The following is a 14,790-nucleotide window of genomic DNA, read 5'->3' as shown; positions in this document are numbered from 1 at the left end:
GGTTGCCTGCGTAAAACGCATGAGTACATAAGAAAATACTATTTGGAATTCGCATACTGCCTCTACCAGAATGCATGAACCGCATGCATGACCGGGATCAATCAGGCTGATGGAACTCCGACAACTCGAAGCGTTTGCTGCCGTCATGTCGACCGGCAGCGTCACCGCGGCAGGCAAACTGCTGGGCCGTTCGCAGCCCGCCATCAGCCGGCTCATTCAAGACCTCGAAGCCGAAATCGGCTATGCCTTGTTCACGCGTGCGGGGCCGCGCGTCTCGCCCACCGAGCAGGGTTTCCTGCTGTATGAAGACGTCGAACACACGCTGATCAGCTTGCGGCAGATCCGCACACGCGCAGAAGAAATCGCGCGCGGTGAAGCGCGCCCGCTGCGGCTGGCTGCTACCTCCGCACTGGCGGCCGGGCTGCTGCCTGCGGCGCTGGCCGATCACCCCGAGTTGGCCCAGCACGTGCAGATTCGCAGCGCCTCACCCGAGCAGGTTGTGCATGCCGTGCTCACAGGCGCGGCAGACCTGTGCATCAGCAGCCTGCCGCTGGAGCATCGCGGCGTGACGGTGCATTGGATTGGCGAATCGGCCTGCGTGGCTGCGGTGCGGCAAAGCGACCCGCTGGCCGCCGCCCCACGCGTGGCGCTGGCCGATTGCGCCGGGCGACGCATCGTGACGATGCACAACCCGTATCGCCTGCGCCGCCGCCTGGATCAGGCACTCGCCCGAGCCGGTGTCACGCCCACCGAACTGATCGAAACCAACGCCTCATTCAATGCGCTGACCGCCGTGCGTGCTGGCCTGGGCGTGGCGTTGCTGGAGCCAGTCACGGCATACGGCGTGCCGATTGACGGCGTGACCGTACGCCCGATCGACGCCGATATCCCCTTCTTTTTTGGCGTGATCACACCCGAGGCCAAGCGGCCATCGGCGGCTGTGACCGCGCTGATCGACGCGCTCTCCCGCGCCGCGCAACGCCTGCTGCCCGACTGCAAGCTGCACGACCCGGCACGCCACGCCAGCATGCTGCAGGTGCTGTATGGCGAACCCACCAACGAAACAGAAGACGCGTCCGCATGACCGCCGTACAACAAGACAACACGCCGCAAGCAACCGGGCCCACCGGACTGAAGGCACTGGAAGCCCGTTTGCGCCAGGACCTTGCCTGGCTGGAGTTGCCCGCCAAGGCCTGGACGCTGCCGCATGAACTGAACGGCCAACCCGTGCTGGACGTGGCCGTCATCGGCGGCGGCATGGCTGGCCTGGCAGCTGCGACGTCGCTCAAGCATCTGGGCATTGGCGCTGTGGTGTTCGACCGCTCGCCGATTGGCTTCGAAGGCCCGTGGGCAACCACTGCGCGCATGGAAACCCTGCGCTCTCCCAAGCAGTTGACGGGCCCTGCGCTGGGCCTGCCCGCATTGACCTTCCGCGCGTGGTTCGAGGCGCAGTTCGGCACCGATGCGTGGGAAGTGCTCGACAAGATCCCGCGCCTGCAATGGATGGACTACCTGCGCTGGTACCGCCACGTGCTGCAGATTGACGTACGCAACGAGCACCACGTGAAAGCGATTCACCCCCGCAAGGATGGCGCTGTCGAACTCGTGATCGATGTGCCGGGGCAGCCGACGCAACGCGTGTATGCGCGCCGCGTGGTGCTGGCCACCGGACGTGACGGCCTGGGTGGCCCGACCGTGCCGGACTTTGCAAGTCACCTGCCGCGCCGGTGGTGGGCGCATTCGTCCGATGAGATGGACTACGGCACCCTGGCCGGCAAGCGCGTTGGCGTGATCGGCGCGGGCGCATCGGCGATGGACTCGGCGGCGACGGCGCTGGAAGCCGGCGCAGCGAGCGTCGATTTGCTCATCCGCCGCTCCGACCTGCCCCGCGTGAACAAGGGCAAGGGCGCTGGCAGCCCCGGGCTCGTGCACGGCCACCTGCACCTGCCTGATGCGTGGAAATGGCGCATCCGCCATTACATCAACGTTGAGCAGGTCCCGCCGCCGCGTGGCAGCACGCTGCGCGTGTCGCGCCATGCCAATGCGCGCTTCAACCTCGGCTGCGCCATCCTGGGCGTGGACGAGCACGACGGCGTGCTGCACGTGGCCACACCCAAGGGCGTGTTCCATCTGGACTTCCTGATCTTCTCGACGGGCTTTCGCACCGACTGGGCCTCGCGCCCCGAGTTCAGCCTGCTGGCGCCACACATCCGCCTATGGCGCGACCGCTACACCCCACGCCCCGGCGAGGAAGACACCGAGCTAAGCGACTCACCCGATCTCGGCCCTGCATTTGAATTCCGCGAGAAGGAGCCTGGCTCGCTACCCGGTCTGTCGCGCGTGCATTGCTTCTGCTACCCGGCATCCCTCTCGCACGGCAGCGTGTCGGGCGACATCCCCGCCATCAGTGAAGGCGCGAAACGACTGGCGCAAGGCATTGCGGGCTTGCTGTACCAAGAGGACATCGAAGCGCACTACGCCGCCATCGAGGCGTATGCGGAGCCGGAAATTTTCGGTGACGAATGGACACCCGCACCGCCTCCCGGCGTCGACGTTAATGCAGAGGCCACCTCAAGCCAGGAGGCGGCACGATGACGGGTTGGCTCCTCCGCCGCATCGGCCAGGCGCTGCTGGTCGTGCTGGTGATGACGGTGATTGTTTTTGTTGGGCTACACGCCATCGGCAACCCGGTCGACATCCTGATCGGTCAGGACGTGGACCAGATCGACCGCGCACGCATCATTGCCGAACTCGGCCTGGACAAGCCGCTGTGGCAGCAGTACCTGAGCTTCCTGAACGGCGCGGTGCATGGCAACCTCGGCAAGAGCTTCGTCTACAACGAACCCGCCATCCAACTGATCCTGCAGCGCCTGCCGGCCACGTTGGAGCTGGCGTTTGCAGCGCTCATCATCGCGGTGGTGATCGGCGTGCCGCTGGGGCTGTTCGCCGGGCTGTATCCGAACCATCCGGTGTCGCGTCTGCTGATGACGGGCAGCGTGGTGGGCTTCTCGCTGCCGACGTTCTGGGTGGGGCTGATGTTGATCATGGCCTTCAGTGTGAGCCTCGGTTGGCTGCCCGCCAGCGGGCGTGGTGAAACGGCTCGCCTGTTCGGCGTCGAATGGTCATGGCTGACGGCCGATGGCCTGCGCCACTTATTGCTGCCGGCCATCAACCTGTCGCTGTTCAAGCTCTCGCTGGTGCTGCGGCTGACTTCGGCCGGCGTGCGCGAGGTGCTGCCGATGGACTTCGTGAAGTTCGCGCGTGCCAAGGGGCTGTCGCCGTTGCGCGTGGTGCTGGCGCACGTGCTGCGCAACACGCTGATCCCACTGGTGACGGTGCTCGGCCTGGAGCTGGGTTCGACCATCGCGTTTGCCGTGGTGACGGAGAGCATCTTTGCCTGGCCCGGCGCGGGCAAGCTGATCCTGGACAGCATCAACTCGCTGGACCGCCCTGTCATCGTTTCCTACCTCATCGTTGTGGTGTGCCTGTTCGTGTCGCTCAACCTGATCGTCGACATCCTGTATCGCATGCTGGACCCGCGCGTGCGCGCAGCAGATAACGCGGAGGCCGCATGAACACGCCTTCGCAAACCACCGTGGCGACCGCCGCGCCGACGGCTCCGGCGCCGCGCAAGCAATCCCCCTGGCGGCGCGTTGCAGCGGATTTCCTCGCCTCCAAATCCGCCATCTTCGGGCTGGCCGTTGTGGTGCTGCTGATGGCCGCCGCGCTGGCCGCACCGTGGATCACGCCGCAGAACCCGTATGACCTGATGCAGCTCGACGTGCTGGACTCGCGACTGCCGCCGGGCTCGCCCAATGGGCTAGGCACCTTTACGTACTGGCTCGGGACAGACGGCCAGGGGCGCGATCTCTACTCCGGCATCCTCTACGGCCTGCGCATCAGCCTGGGCGTGGGGATCGGCTCGGCAGCCGTTGCCGCCGTGATCGGCACGTTGCTCGGGCTGATTGCCGCCTACGCGGGTGGCAAGGTCGACAACTTCATCATGCGCACCGTTGACCTGCTGCTGTCGTTCCCGTCGGTGCTGGTGGCGATGATGATCCTGGCCTACCTCGGCAAGAGCATCACCAATGTCGTGCTGACGCTGGTGCTGCTGGAGTGGGCGTACTACGCGCGCACGGTGCGCGGGCAAGCACTGGTCGAGCGCCGCCGCGAATACGTGGAAGCCGCACGCTCGCTCGCCCTGCCCGGCTGGCGCATCGCACTCAAGCACATCCTGCCGAACTGCCTGCCGCCGCTCATCGTCGTGGGCACGCTGCAAGTGGCGCGTGCGATCACGCTGGAAGCCACCCTCTCCTTCCTGGGCCTGGGCGTGCCGATTACCGAGCCGTCGCTGGGCCTCCTGATTGCCAACGGATACCAATACATGTTGTCTGGTCAGTACTGGATCAGTTTCTATCCAGGCATTGCGCTGCTGCTGGCGCTGGTCGCCATCAACCTGGTGGGCGACCGCCTGCGCGAAGTGCTGAACCCGAGGGCGCAACGATGAGTGCGTCCGCAAGTTCCAATCCGTTGACGCTGGAAGTCCGCAACCTGCGCACGCATTTCTTCACACGCGACGGCGTGCTGCCTGCGGTGGACGACGTGTCGTTTTCACTGGAGCGCGGGCGCATCCTGGGGCTGGTGGGGGAATCGGGCTCGGGAAAGTCCGTCACCGGTTTCTCGATCATGGGTCTGGTGGACCCGCCCGGCCGCGTCGTCAGCGGCGAGATCCTCTACCAGGGTCGCGACCTCACCAAGCTGCCCGCACGCGAACTGCGCAAACTGCAGGGCAACCGCATCGCCATGGTCTTTCAAGACCCGATGATGACGCTCAACCCCGTGTTGCGCATCGACGCCCAGATGATCGAGGCCGTGCGCGCGCACAGCAGCATGAGCCACGCACAGGCTCGCGAGCACGCGCGCGACACGCTGGGCCTGATGGGCATTCCCAGCCCGGAAGAACGGCTGCGCGCGTATCCGCACCAGCTCTCGGGGGGCATGCGGCAGCGCGTGGCGATTGCCATTGCGATGCTGCATCGGCCCGACCTGATCATTGCGGACGAGCCGACCACTGCGCTGGACGTGACCATCCAGGCGCAGATTCTGTCGGAGGTGCAAAAGCTCGCACGCCAGCATGGCACCGCGCTGATCTGGATCACGCATGACCTGTCCGTCGTGGCCGGCCTGGCCGATGAAGTGGCGGTGATGTACGCCGGCCGCATCGTCGAGCACAGCCCGGTGGATGCCGTACTCGATGCGCCGCTGCACCCGTACACCATGGGCCTGATCGACAGCCTGCCGAGCGAAAACCGCCGCGGCCAGCGCCTGCGCCAGATTCCGGGCATGACGCCGAACCTGTTGTCGCTGCCGGCCGGCTGCTCGTTTGCAGCGCGTTGCCCGCGTGCATCCGATGCATGTGGTGTGCGCCCCGAGATCACGCAACCCGACCCCGGCCGCCTTGTGCGTTGCTTCCACCCCGGCACGCTGCCGGCAGCCACGCGGGAGGTCACATGAGCACGCCGCTGGTCGAACTCAAGCAAGTCGGCAAGCGCTTCGGCGATCGCAAGATCGGCCCTGTTGACGGCATGCTGCAGCGCCTGGGGCTCGCGAAGCCGCCCGCCGTGGTGCGCGCCGTTGATGGCATCGACCTGGCGATTCAGCCCGGTGAGGTCGTCGGCTTGGTCGGTGAATCCGGCTGCGGCAAGTCCACGCTCGGCCGCATCGCCGCAGGGTTGATGCCGCCGTCTGACGGCGAGGTGCGCGTGGACGGCAAAGCCGTCAACACGCTCTCAGCAGACGAAGCACGCGATGCACGCCTGAAGATTCAGATGATCTTCCAGGACCCATACGCCAGCCTCAACCCGCGCCTGCGCGTGGAAGAGATCATCGGCGAGGCAGCGCGCGTGCACGGCCTGACCGACCGCGCCAATTTTGCCGACTACGTAACCGCGCAGATGCAGCGCGCGGGCCTCGACCCTGCCCTGCGTGACCGCTATCCGCACCAGTTCAGCGGTGGCCAGCGGCAGCGCATCGGCATTGCTCGCGCATTGGCAGTGCAGCCGTCGATGCTCGTTTGCGATGAGGCGGTGGCAGCGCTGGACGTGTCCATTCAGGCGCAGATCCTGAACCTCTTCATGGACCTGCGCGAGCAGCTCAACCTGACGTACCTCTTCATCAGCCACGACCTGGGCGTGGTGGAGCACCTGTCGGACCGCGTGGTGATCATGTACCTTGGCCGCGTAGTGGAATCGGCGCCAGCGGAGGAAGTGTTCCGCCGTCCGAACCATCCATACACGCAGACGTTGCTGGCGGAGATTCCACGCCTATCAGCCCGGCACAAGACCTTCACGGCCATCCAGGGCGAGATGCCCAGCCCGCTGAACCCGCCGACCGGCTGCCATTTCCACCCACGCTGTCCGCACGCCATGCCACGCTGCAAGACCGAAGCCCCGACCTTGCGTGGCATTGCAGTCAACCATATCAGCGCGTGTCACCTGAACGATCTTCAATAAGAAGCCAACGAAACAACAATTAAGGGAACAAACGTGAAACGCCTCCTCGCTTCGTCGATTGCCGTTGCCCTGCTTGCTGCTGCCGGTGCTGCCGGCGCGCAAACGCTGAACATCGGCTTTGCCGATCCGCTGTCGTCGCTCGACCCGCAACTGAACAACCACGCTGGCGACCGCTCCGTCGACGTGCATTTCTGGGATCTGCTGGTCGAGAACAAGTGGAACAAGCTGCAACCCGGCCTGGCACTGTCGTGGAAGACGCTGGACCCGAAGACGTGGGAATTCAAGCTACGCCCCGGCGTGAAGTGGCACGACGGCCAGCCGTTCACGGCGGATGACGTCATCTTCTCGTACCAGCGTGCGCGCAGCGTGCCGGGCAGCGTGGCGACGTTTGCGGGCTATCTGCGCACGGTGGAATCCGTCACCGCCAAAGACCCGCTCACGCTCATCATCAAGACGAATATCCCGAACCCCGACCTGCCGCTGAACCTGGCGTCCGTGCACATCGTCAGCAAGCACGTGGGCGAAAAGTCCGCCACCGAGGACTACAACGCCGGCCGCGCCGTGGTGGGCACGGGCCCGTACAAGTTCGTCTCCTATGTGCCCGGCGACCGCGTGGTGATGGCGCGCAACGACAACTACTGGGGCGGCAAGCAACTCTGGGAAAAGGTCAACTACCGCTACATCAACAACGCCGCCGCGCGCACGGCCAACTTGCTCTCGGGCGAGGTGGATGTGATTGACAAGGTGTCGGTGGCCGACCTCGCGCGACTGCGCCAGTCACCCAGCGTGCACGTGTTTGCCTACCCCGGCCTGCGCGTGATGCTGCTGCAGCCGAGCTTCCGCAAGGGACCGAACGAATACATCACCGGTAACGATGGCAAGCCGCTCGCCAACAATCCGCTGCTCGACGTGCGCGTGCGCCAGGCGCTGTCGCTGGCGATTGACCGCAAGGCCATCGTCGATCGCATCCTCCAAGGCGCCGCCACCGTCGCCAACCAGTGGATGCCTGCCGACACGTACGGCTACAACCCCGACGTGAAGAACATTGCCTACGACCCGGCACAGGCGAAGAAACTGCTGGCCGATGCAGGTTTTCCGCAGGGCTTCAACCTGGTGATGCACGTGCCGAACGACCGCTACCCGCAAGGCCCGGAAACGGCGCAGGCGGTGGCGCAGTTCTGGTCGCGCATCGGCGTGAAGACCAAGGTGGAGGTGGTGCCCTGGTCGGTCTACTCGGGCCGCGCCAACAAGAACGACTACGCGATGAGCATGCTGGCATGGGGCAACGGCACGGGTGAGGCAAGCTACGCGCTGGTCAACGTGCTGGCCACGGTGGATACCAAGAAGGGCCTGGGTGCATCGAACTGGGGCCACTACAGCAACCCGGCCGTGGACAATGCGCTGAACGCCTCCACCGAGGAGTTCAACGTCGAGAAGCGCGCGGCCATCCTGCGTCACTCGGTCAAGCTGGTGTCGGATGACGTGGGCGTGCTGCCGCTGTTCCACTACCAGAACGTGTGGGCCGCCAAGAAGGGCCTGAAGGTGGCCCCGATGACCAGCGACCGCACCGCCGCACAGATGGTCACCAAGGACGGCAAGTAAGGGCGCCATGGCTACGTTCGTGCTCAACGTCACGCCGGCGGATGACCTGATCGACGTATCGCGCCAGATTGTTGTGACGGGGCTACCGCCCGGCGCGCAGGTCGGCATCGTCGCGCAAACGCGTCGTGGCACTGGTGTGTTGTGGCACAGCCGCGCCGCCTTCATCGCGGATGCGCAAGGCACCGTCGACCTGACGCGCGATGCGCCCGTCTCCGGGGACTACACCGGCATCAGCGCCATGGGCCTGATCTGGAGCCAGCGCCCGGAAGACGGCAAGGCGCGCGAGGTCTTCCCGCAACCGGTGACCGCGCCGCTGACGACATCGCTCACAGCTACCGCCAACGGCGAGTCGATCCACGCGAGTTTCGTGCAGCGGCTGGCAGCACCCGGCGTGACCCGCCACGAGGTCCGCGATGAAGGCCTGGTCGGCACGCTCTACTTGCCGGACGCCTATGCACACCCCGGCCCGCGCCCGGCGGTGCTGATCCTCAATGGCTCGGGTGGCGGCATCAACGAGCCGCGCGCGGCGCTGTACGCCTCGCACGGTTATGCGGCGTTTGCGCTGGCCTACTTTAAGGCGCCGGGGCTGTCGGACTACATCTCCAACACGCCGTTGGAGTACTTCGAGCGTGCACTTGCGTGGCTGCGCAAGCGTGTTGAACCACTGCATGATTTCGTGGCGGTGAGCGGCCAGTCGCGCGGTGGCGAGCTGGCATTGCTGTTGGGTGCGACGTTTCCAGAAGCCGTGTCCGCCGTGATCGGCTATGTGCCTGGCGCGGTCGTGCACAGCGCGCAGAATGCCGCCGACCCCGCCATCGGCCGTGAAGGCGCGACGTGGCTGTACCGCGGCCAGCCGCTGCCGCATTTGTGGGAGGGCAACCGCACCGCCACGTGGGCACCGTTCGACGAAGGCCCAGCGCCGCATCGGCATGAGCGCGCCATCCGCACCGCGCTGCAGGATGCGGATGCCGTGGCGCGCGCCCGCATCCGCATCGAACGTGCGCGCGGGCCGGTGCTGCTGCTCTCTGCCACTGACGACGGCTCGTGGCCCTCGAGCGACTACTCACGCATGGTCACCGCCAAGCTGGCCGAGGTACGTCACCCCTACCCCGTGCAGCACTTCGACTACGAAGGCGCCGGCCACGCCATCGTCTTCCCCTACGTGCCGACCACGCAGCTCGTGTATGCGCACCCAGTGTCGGGCCGCATCAGCACCGGCGGCGGCGAACCGCGTGCCAACGCTCATGCCGACGCGCAGTCGTGGGCCGCTGTACGTCGCTTTCTCGCCAGCGCGGTGGCTGCGCGCGGCGCCTCCGTACCCGATTCTCGGAGCCTTTCAACCATGGATTTCACGCCCGCTCAAGATGTTGTCGATCAGGTTGCTGGCCTGGACGACGGCAGCGCCACGCACGCGCTGCGTCACGCCCGTGAAAAGGTGGCGACCGCCACCCAAGGCAGCTACGACGGCCTGTTCGACGCGGCCTTGCCCGGCCTCACGCTTGGCGAACGCCTGCTGGTGGCGCTCTACGCTTGCCGTCTGACGCCTGCGCCTGAACTGGCTGAGCACTACCGCGCGCGGCTGGCAGAAACGCCGGTCGATGCCGCCGCATTGCAGGCGGTCGACCACGGTGCAGTGGAAGCGCTGACTGACCCGCGTTTGCACGCCATCCTCACCTTCACGCGCACGCTCATTGAGCGCCCCATCGAAGGCGATCGCGCAGCATTGCAGAAGCTGCCCGCCGCCGGGCTTGCCACGGCGGATGTTGTCACCCTCGCACAACTGATCGCGTTCCTGTCGTACCAGACGCGGCTGGTGGCCGGCCTGCGTGCGCTGAACGCGGCCGCCGGCACCAACGCATCCGCACCCCCCACGGAGACCGCAGCATGACCGAGATCATCCGCGCCCACGGCTTCACCAACGAATCGCTGGAGTGGCAGGCGTGGCTCGATGTGGTCGACCTCGACCGCGCCACGCCCGAGCAGATCGCCGTGCTGGAAGAGAGCCACCCCAAGGCGAAGACGTCGGACTACTACCGCTTCCTCGTCCATCAGCCGGAGATCCTGCGCCAGCGCTCGGCTGCGTTCAACGCGATCATGTATGCGCCGGGCGGCCTGTCGCGCGCGGAGCGTGAACTCGCCAGCGCGGTGGTGTCGCGCGTGAACGGCTGCGTGTACTGCGCATCGGTGCACGCGCAACGCTTCGAGCAGCTTGCCAAGCGCAACGACGTGATCAAGCAGGTCTTCGAAGACCCGCACACCGCCGGCACGAACGCGCGCGAACGTGCCATCGCGTTGTTCTCCATCGACCTGACGTTGCGCCCCGGTGACGTGCGCGCCGAAGACCTGCAACCGCTCAAGGCCGCTGGTCTGACGGATGCGGAGATTCTCGACCTCATTCACGCCGTGGCGATCTTCGCGTGGGCGAATCGGCTGATGCTGAACCTGGGGGAACCGGTGTTTCCGGAAGCGGCCTGAACGCCGTGCACGATCACATACAGCGCCAACCCACGCACTCTGATGGTTTGGCCGTACCCTGCCCTATGCGGCGCCTTGAATTTATGTAAGCGGGCGGAAAAAAGACGGGGAACTGTCTGAGCGAAGCGAGTTTTCCCCGTCTCCGCCCGGTTACGGAAATTCAAGGAGTGTGTCGCCGCATCGGGCGCGCCTTTCTTTGCTTACTTTCTTTGGCAAGACAAAGAAAGTGAGTCGGCCCCGGCAGGGGACGAAACGGGGGATATGCCAATCGCGCCAATCCCCCGCCACCAGCATCAGACCATCGGCAGTTGCCGCACGGGCTTACCCGTCAACTGCGCCACGGCATGTGCGACGGCCGGCGCAATCGGTGGCACGCCAATCTCACCCACACCGGTCGGCTCCGCCGTGCTCGGCACGATGTGCGTTTCGATGACGGGCGCCTCCGCCATCTTGAGCGCTGGGTAGTCAGGGAAGTTCGACTGCACGACCTGCCCGTCCTTGATCTCGATCCGCCCGTACAGCGCCGCCGTCAAGCCGAAGATGATCGCGCTCTCGATCTGCTGCGCGACGATGCCCGGGTTGACCACCGTGCCGCAATCCACCGCGCATACCACGCGATGCACGCGCGGCTTGCCATCCTTCAACGACACCTCCACCACCTGCGCCACCACCGAGCCGAAGCTCGGGTGCAGCGCAATGCCGCGTGCACGTGGGGCACCATCGGCTGCCGGCGGCAGCGGTTGCCCCCAGCCTGCAGCCTGCGCAGCCGTGTCGAGCACCTTCAGTTCGCGCGGATGCGCCTTCAGCAAATCACGCCGCATCGCCAGTGGATCCAGCTTGGCTGCGGCCGCCACGTCGTTCAGGAAGCCCTCCATGAAGAACCCGTTGTACGAGTGCCCCACGCTGCGCCAGAACCCCACCGGGATCGGCAGATCCACCGCCAGATGCGCAATGTGCTCGTGCTCGATCTCGTACGGCAGGTCGAACAGCCCTTCGGCGGTGTAGCGGTCGATGCCTGCAGAGGGCGCACCGAACAGGCGATCCAATTCGCCCGCCAGGATCGACTGACCCGCACTGCGCGAGGCAATCGCCGTGATTTTGCCGTTCTCCACGCGCGCCTTCAGCCGTGCAATGGCGTGCGGGCGATAGAAGTCATGGCGAACATCTTCCTCGCGCGACCAGATGACCTGTACCGGCTTGCCTTCTGTCTTGGTGGCAATGGTGACGGCCTGGCTGATGAAATCGGACTCCAGCCGCCGCCCAAAGCCGCCGCCAATCAGCGGGATGTCGATGTGGACCTTGTCGCCGCTCACCCCGGCCGCGCGCGCCGCCACCAGTTGTGCCAGCGTGGCGACCTGCGTGGGCGCCCACAGATGCACTCCATCCGCTGTCACCTGTGCCGTGCAGTTGATCGGCTCCATGGCCGTGTGCGCGAGATACGGTGCGGTGTATTCGGCTTCCACAAGCGTCGCGCCGTCGGCCTTGTCGAAAGCCTTCAGGCCCTCGCCGAGCGAGCGGTAGGTGAACCCACCCTTGTCGCTATCCAGCGCGCTGACGAGCTGCTGGCGGATGCCCGCGGAATCGAGCGAGGCGTGCGGGCCGTTGTCCCATACAGGCTCGACGGTCGCCAGCGCCTGGCGTGCCTGCCAGTAGTGATCCGCCACAACGGCCACGCCAGGCGCACCACCTGCCGCACCTTCAAACGGCACCACATAGCGCACGCCCGGCATGCCGAGCGCCGCTTTCGACTGAAATGTCTTGAGCTTGCCGCCAAAGACCGGGCACATCACCACGGCGGCGTACAGCATCCCTGCCGGACGCGCATCGATCGAGAAGCGCGCGCTGCCATCCGTCTTGGCGGCCAGATCATTGCGTGGCGCAGGCTTGCCGATCAACTGGTATTGCGAAGCCGGCTTGAGCACGACATTGGACGGCGGCGCAATGCCGCGCGCGGCTTTCGCCATGCCACCGAAAGTCGCCTGCTTGCCCCCCGGGCCGATCAACTGCCCTTCCCGGATGCTCACCTGCGCTGCGGGCACGTTCCACTCGCGCGCCGCAGCCTCCACCAGCGCAGCACGCGCCGTGGCGGCCGCCTCGCGCACCGGCTCCCAGCCGTCAGCCGTACTGCTGCTGCCGCCGGTGATGATGAGCCCGATCTCACGCGCGCTCTTGGCCATGACCCAGTGCAGCGCGCGGGCCCAGGTCTTGTCTGCGCTGTCCGGATGCAACGGGAGCGAACTGTCCCCCATGGCGACCACGTTGCCGTAGATGCGCTCCACCGGCGAGGTCTCGATGCTCACGCGCGTCAGCGGAATATCCAGCTCTTCCGCCGCCAGCATCGACAGCGCGGTGTGGATGCCCTGCCCCATCTCCACGCGCGGCATCGCCAGGATGACGTTGCCCTCCGGGGTGATCTTGATCCACCCATTCAGGGCAACCTCGCCCCCGTGTTCGGGAAACAGCGCCGGATCGCCCACGCGGCTGCGCGGCGGCATCACGCCCCAGCCGACCACCAGCGCGCCCCCTGCAGCGAGTGCCCCCAGCAGGAAGCGCCGACGCCCGCTACGGGGCTTGGTTGCCTTGGCGTTCATGCCTGGCCCTCCCGCAGTACCTTCGCCGCGCGCTTGATGGCCGCGCGCACACGCGGATACGTGCCGCAGCGGCAAATGTTGGTGATGGCCGTATCGATATCGGCGTCGCTCGGGTCGGGTTGCCGCGCCAGCAGATCCGCTGCGGCCATCAGCATGCCGGACTGGCAGTAGCCGCACTGCGGCACCTGCTCATCCACCCAAGCCTGTTGCAGCGCGTGGCGCTTGCCTTCGCCACCCGCCAACCCTTCGATGGTGGTGATGCGCTTGCCCGCCACCGCCGCCACCGGCAACACACACGACCGCACAGCCGCCCCATCGAGGTGCACCGTGCATGCGCCACACGCTGCGACACCACAACCGAACTTGGTGCCGGTCATGTTCAAGTGGTCGCGCAGGACCCACAGCAGAGGCGTGGCCGGGTCGCAGTCGACGCTGACCGGCCGGTGGTTGACGTCCAGATCCATGAGGGTGGTCTCCTTGCTTTTGTGTTCTTTTTTGTGGCGAAAGCGTACGTTCAAACGCCTCCGCACCGCAATAGTGGGACACCTCGATTCCATAGGATTCCGCAAAAGAATCAAAGGTCTAGCAACACGCAGGAGCGCGCCGGCCTTCAGTACGTGCACACGGCAATATGTGAGCAGCCGTTGTGCTCCTTCGGGTGTCATGCGCCTGCAGGCTTCGGCACAACGCCCCGAATAAGCCCAGTCCTACACCACGACCCGCCGCTTTAGGACTGATCCGCTTTTCGCACTTCCCTGGACTCAATACAGTCTGCGCATCGTCCTTCGCGCGTGCTCGTGTCAGAGGTCATGCACAACGTCGGCAACTCCGTGGCGAAATCGTCACAGAAAAGCCGCAGCCGCCCTGCAACACGCGCCATCACCATGAACCCCGTCCAGATCCGCGTCGCCATCGCCGACGACCATCCGGCCATTCTGTTTGGCGTCAAACATGAACTGGCCAGCCGCCAATCGATCTCGATCGATGGCCTCGCACGCAACTCGACCGAACTGATCGAGTTACTCGACCGCACACGCATCGACGTGCTTGTGTGCGACTACGCCATGCCTGGCGGCAACTACGGCGACGGCATGGCATTGCTGTCGCTGGTGCAACAGCGCTACCCGCACGTGCGCATCGTGGTTCTGACGATGATGGAGAACGCGGCGATCCTGTCGGTGCTCATGACAGGCATTCAATGCATCGTCAGCAAATCCGATCTGACGAACCATCTGTCGCTTGCCGTGCATGCCGCGTTTGCGAATAGCCGCTACGTATCGCCAACGATCGAGAAGATTCTGCGCACGCTGGACCCGATCCACAGAGACGCGCCAGGCAATGCGCAACTGACCGGCCGCGAACTCGAGGTCATCCGCCTGTACGTATCGGGCATGACGATCAACGAGATCGCCGCGCGTCTGAACCGCAGCAAGAAGACCATCAGCACGCAGAAGAGCAGCGCAATGCGCAAGCTCAACATCGACCGCGAGGTCGACCTGTTCCACTACGGCGTCGAGACGGGCTTGATCCCCTCCGTCATGCGTCCGGCGCGGTAGCGCACAGGCTTTCCATTGCCCGCCCGGACCGGAATCCACTACCAGACAGGTCTG

At 65.6% G+C, this 14,790-nt stretch carries 12 protein-coding genes; 10 read left to right on the top strand and 2 right to left on the bottom strand.

What is annotated here, in order from left to right; translation table 11 throughout:
* Nucleotides 1-109: 109 nt before the first annotated feature.
* Genes V6657_RS06935 through V6657_RS06895 form a run of 9 tightly spaced genes read left to right on the top strand, consistent with a single transcriptional unit; the run spans nucleotide 110 to nucleotide 10,589 of the window.
* Nucleotides 110-1,084, top strand: a complete 975-nt coding sequence (locus tag V6657_RS06935; protein ID WP_048932648.1) for a LysR family transcriptional regulator — start codon at nucleotides 110-112, stop codon at nucleotides 1,082-1,084.
* Entirely contained in the window at nucleotides 1,081-2,595 is a 1,515-nt protein-coding gene (locus V6657_RS06930; RefSeq protein ID WP_048932649.1) for an NAD(P)/FAD-dependent oxidoreductase, read from the top strand. Before V6657_RS06935 ends, V6657_RS06930 begins: the two co-directional genes overlap by 4 nt.
* Entirely contained in the window at nucleotides 2,592-3,575 is a 984-nt protein-coding gene (locus V6657_RS06925) for an ABC transporter permease (RefSeq protein ID WP_048932650.1), read from the top strand. Before V6657_RS06930 ends, V6657_RS06925 begins: the two co-directional genes overlap by 4 nt.
* A complete protein-coding gene (locus V6657_RS06920; RefSeq protein ID WP_048932651.1) occupies nucleotides 3,572-4,507 on the top strand; it encodes an ABC transporter permease in 936 nt (311 codons plus the stop codon). The genes V6657_RS06925 and V6657_RS06920 overlap by 4 nt, the downstream gene beginning before the upstream one ends.
* Nucleotides 4,504-5,514, top strand: a complete 1,011-nt coding sequence (locus V6657_RS06915; RefSeq protein WP_048932652.1) for an ABC transporter ATP-binding protein — start codon at nucleotides 4,504-4,506, stop codon at nucleotides 5,512-5,514. Before V6657_RS06920 ends, V6657_RS06915 begins: the two co-directional genes overlap by 4 nt.
* A complete protein-coding gene (locus V6657_RS06910) occupies nucleotides 5,511-6,512 on the top strand; it encodes an oligopeptide/dipeptide ABC transporter ATP-binding protein (RefSeq protein WP_048932653.1) in 1,002 nt (333 codons plus the stop codon). Before V6657_RS06915 ends, V6657_RS06910 begins: the two co-directional genes overlap by 4 nt.
* Nucleotides 6,513-6,545: 33 nt before the next feature.
* On the top strand, nucleotides 6,546-8,114 hold the full coding sequence (locus V6657_RS06905; protein WP_048932654.1) for an ABC transporter substrate-binding protein: 1,569 nt from the start codon (nucleotides 6,546-6,548) through the stop codon (nucleotides 8,112-8,114).
* A 7-nt stretch (nucleotides 8,115-8,121) separates the two neighbouring features.
* The gene (locus tag V6657_RS06900; RefSeq protein ID WP_048932655.1) at nucleotides 8,122-10,002 is read left to right on the top strand and encodes an acyl-CoA thioester hydrolase/BAAT C-terminal domain-containing protein; all 1,881 of its coding nucleotides are present in this window, start codon (nucleotides 8,122-8,124) and stop codon (nucleotides 10,000-10,002) included.
* The gene (locus V6657_RS06895) at nucleotides 9,999-10,589 is read left to right on the top strand and encodes a peroxidase-related enzyme (RefSeq protein WP_048932656.1); all 591 of its coding nucleotides are present in this window, start codon (nucleotides 9,999-10,001) and stop codon (nucleotides 10,587-10,589) included. The genes V6657_RS06900 and V6657_RS06895 overlap by 4 nt, the downstream gene beginning before the upstream one ends.
* Nucleotides 10,590-10,882: 293 nt before the next feature.
* On the opposite strand, the gene V6657_RS06890 is transcribed toward V6657_RS06895, so the two are convergent.
* Nucleotides 10,883-13,180, bottom strand: coding sequence for a xanthine dehydrogenase family protein molybdopterin-binding subunit (locus tag V6657_RS06890; RefSeq protein WP_048932657.1), 2,298 nt, complete (start codon nucleotides 13,178-13,180; stop codon nucleotides 10,883-10,885).
* Nucleotides 13,177-13,644, bottom strand: coding sequence for a (2Fe-2S)-binding protein (locus V6657_RS06885; RefSeq protein WP_048932658.1), 468 nt, complete (start codon nucleotides 13,642-13,644; stop codon nucleotides 13,177-13,179). Before V6657_RS06885 ends, V6657_RS06890 begins: the two co-directional genes overlap by 4 nt.
* A gap of 420 nt (nucleotides 13,645-14,064) precedes the next feature.
* Here V6657_RS06885 and V6657_RS06880 point away from each other — a divergent pair, with 420 nt between their 5' ends.
* Nucleotides 14,065-14,736 (top strand): response regulator transcription factor, encoded by a 672-nt coding sequence (locus V6657_RS06880; RefSeq protein WP_048932870.1) that lies wholly within the window; start codon nucleotides 14,065-14,067, stop codon nucleotides 14,734-14,736.
* Nucleotides 14,737-14,790: the final 54 nt, after the last annotated feature.

It is taken from the genome of Ralstonia sp. RRA, from assembly GCF_037023145.1.
GTDB lineage: Bacteria > Pseudomonadota > Gammaproteobacteria > Burkholderiales > Burkholderiaceae > Ralstonia.
This window is presented reverse-complemented; position numbering and strand designations above follow the sequence as displayed.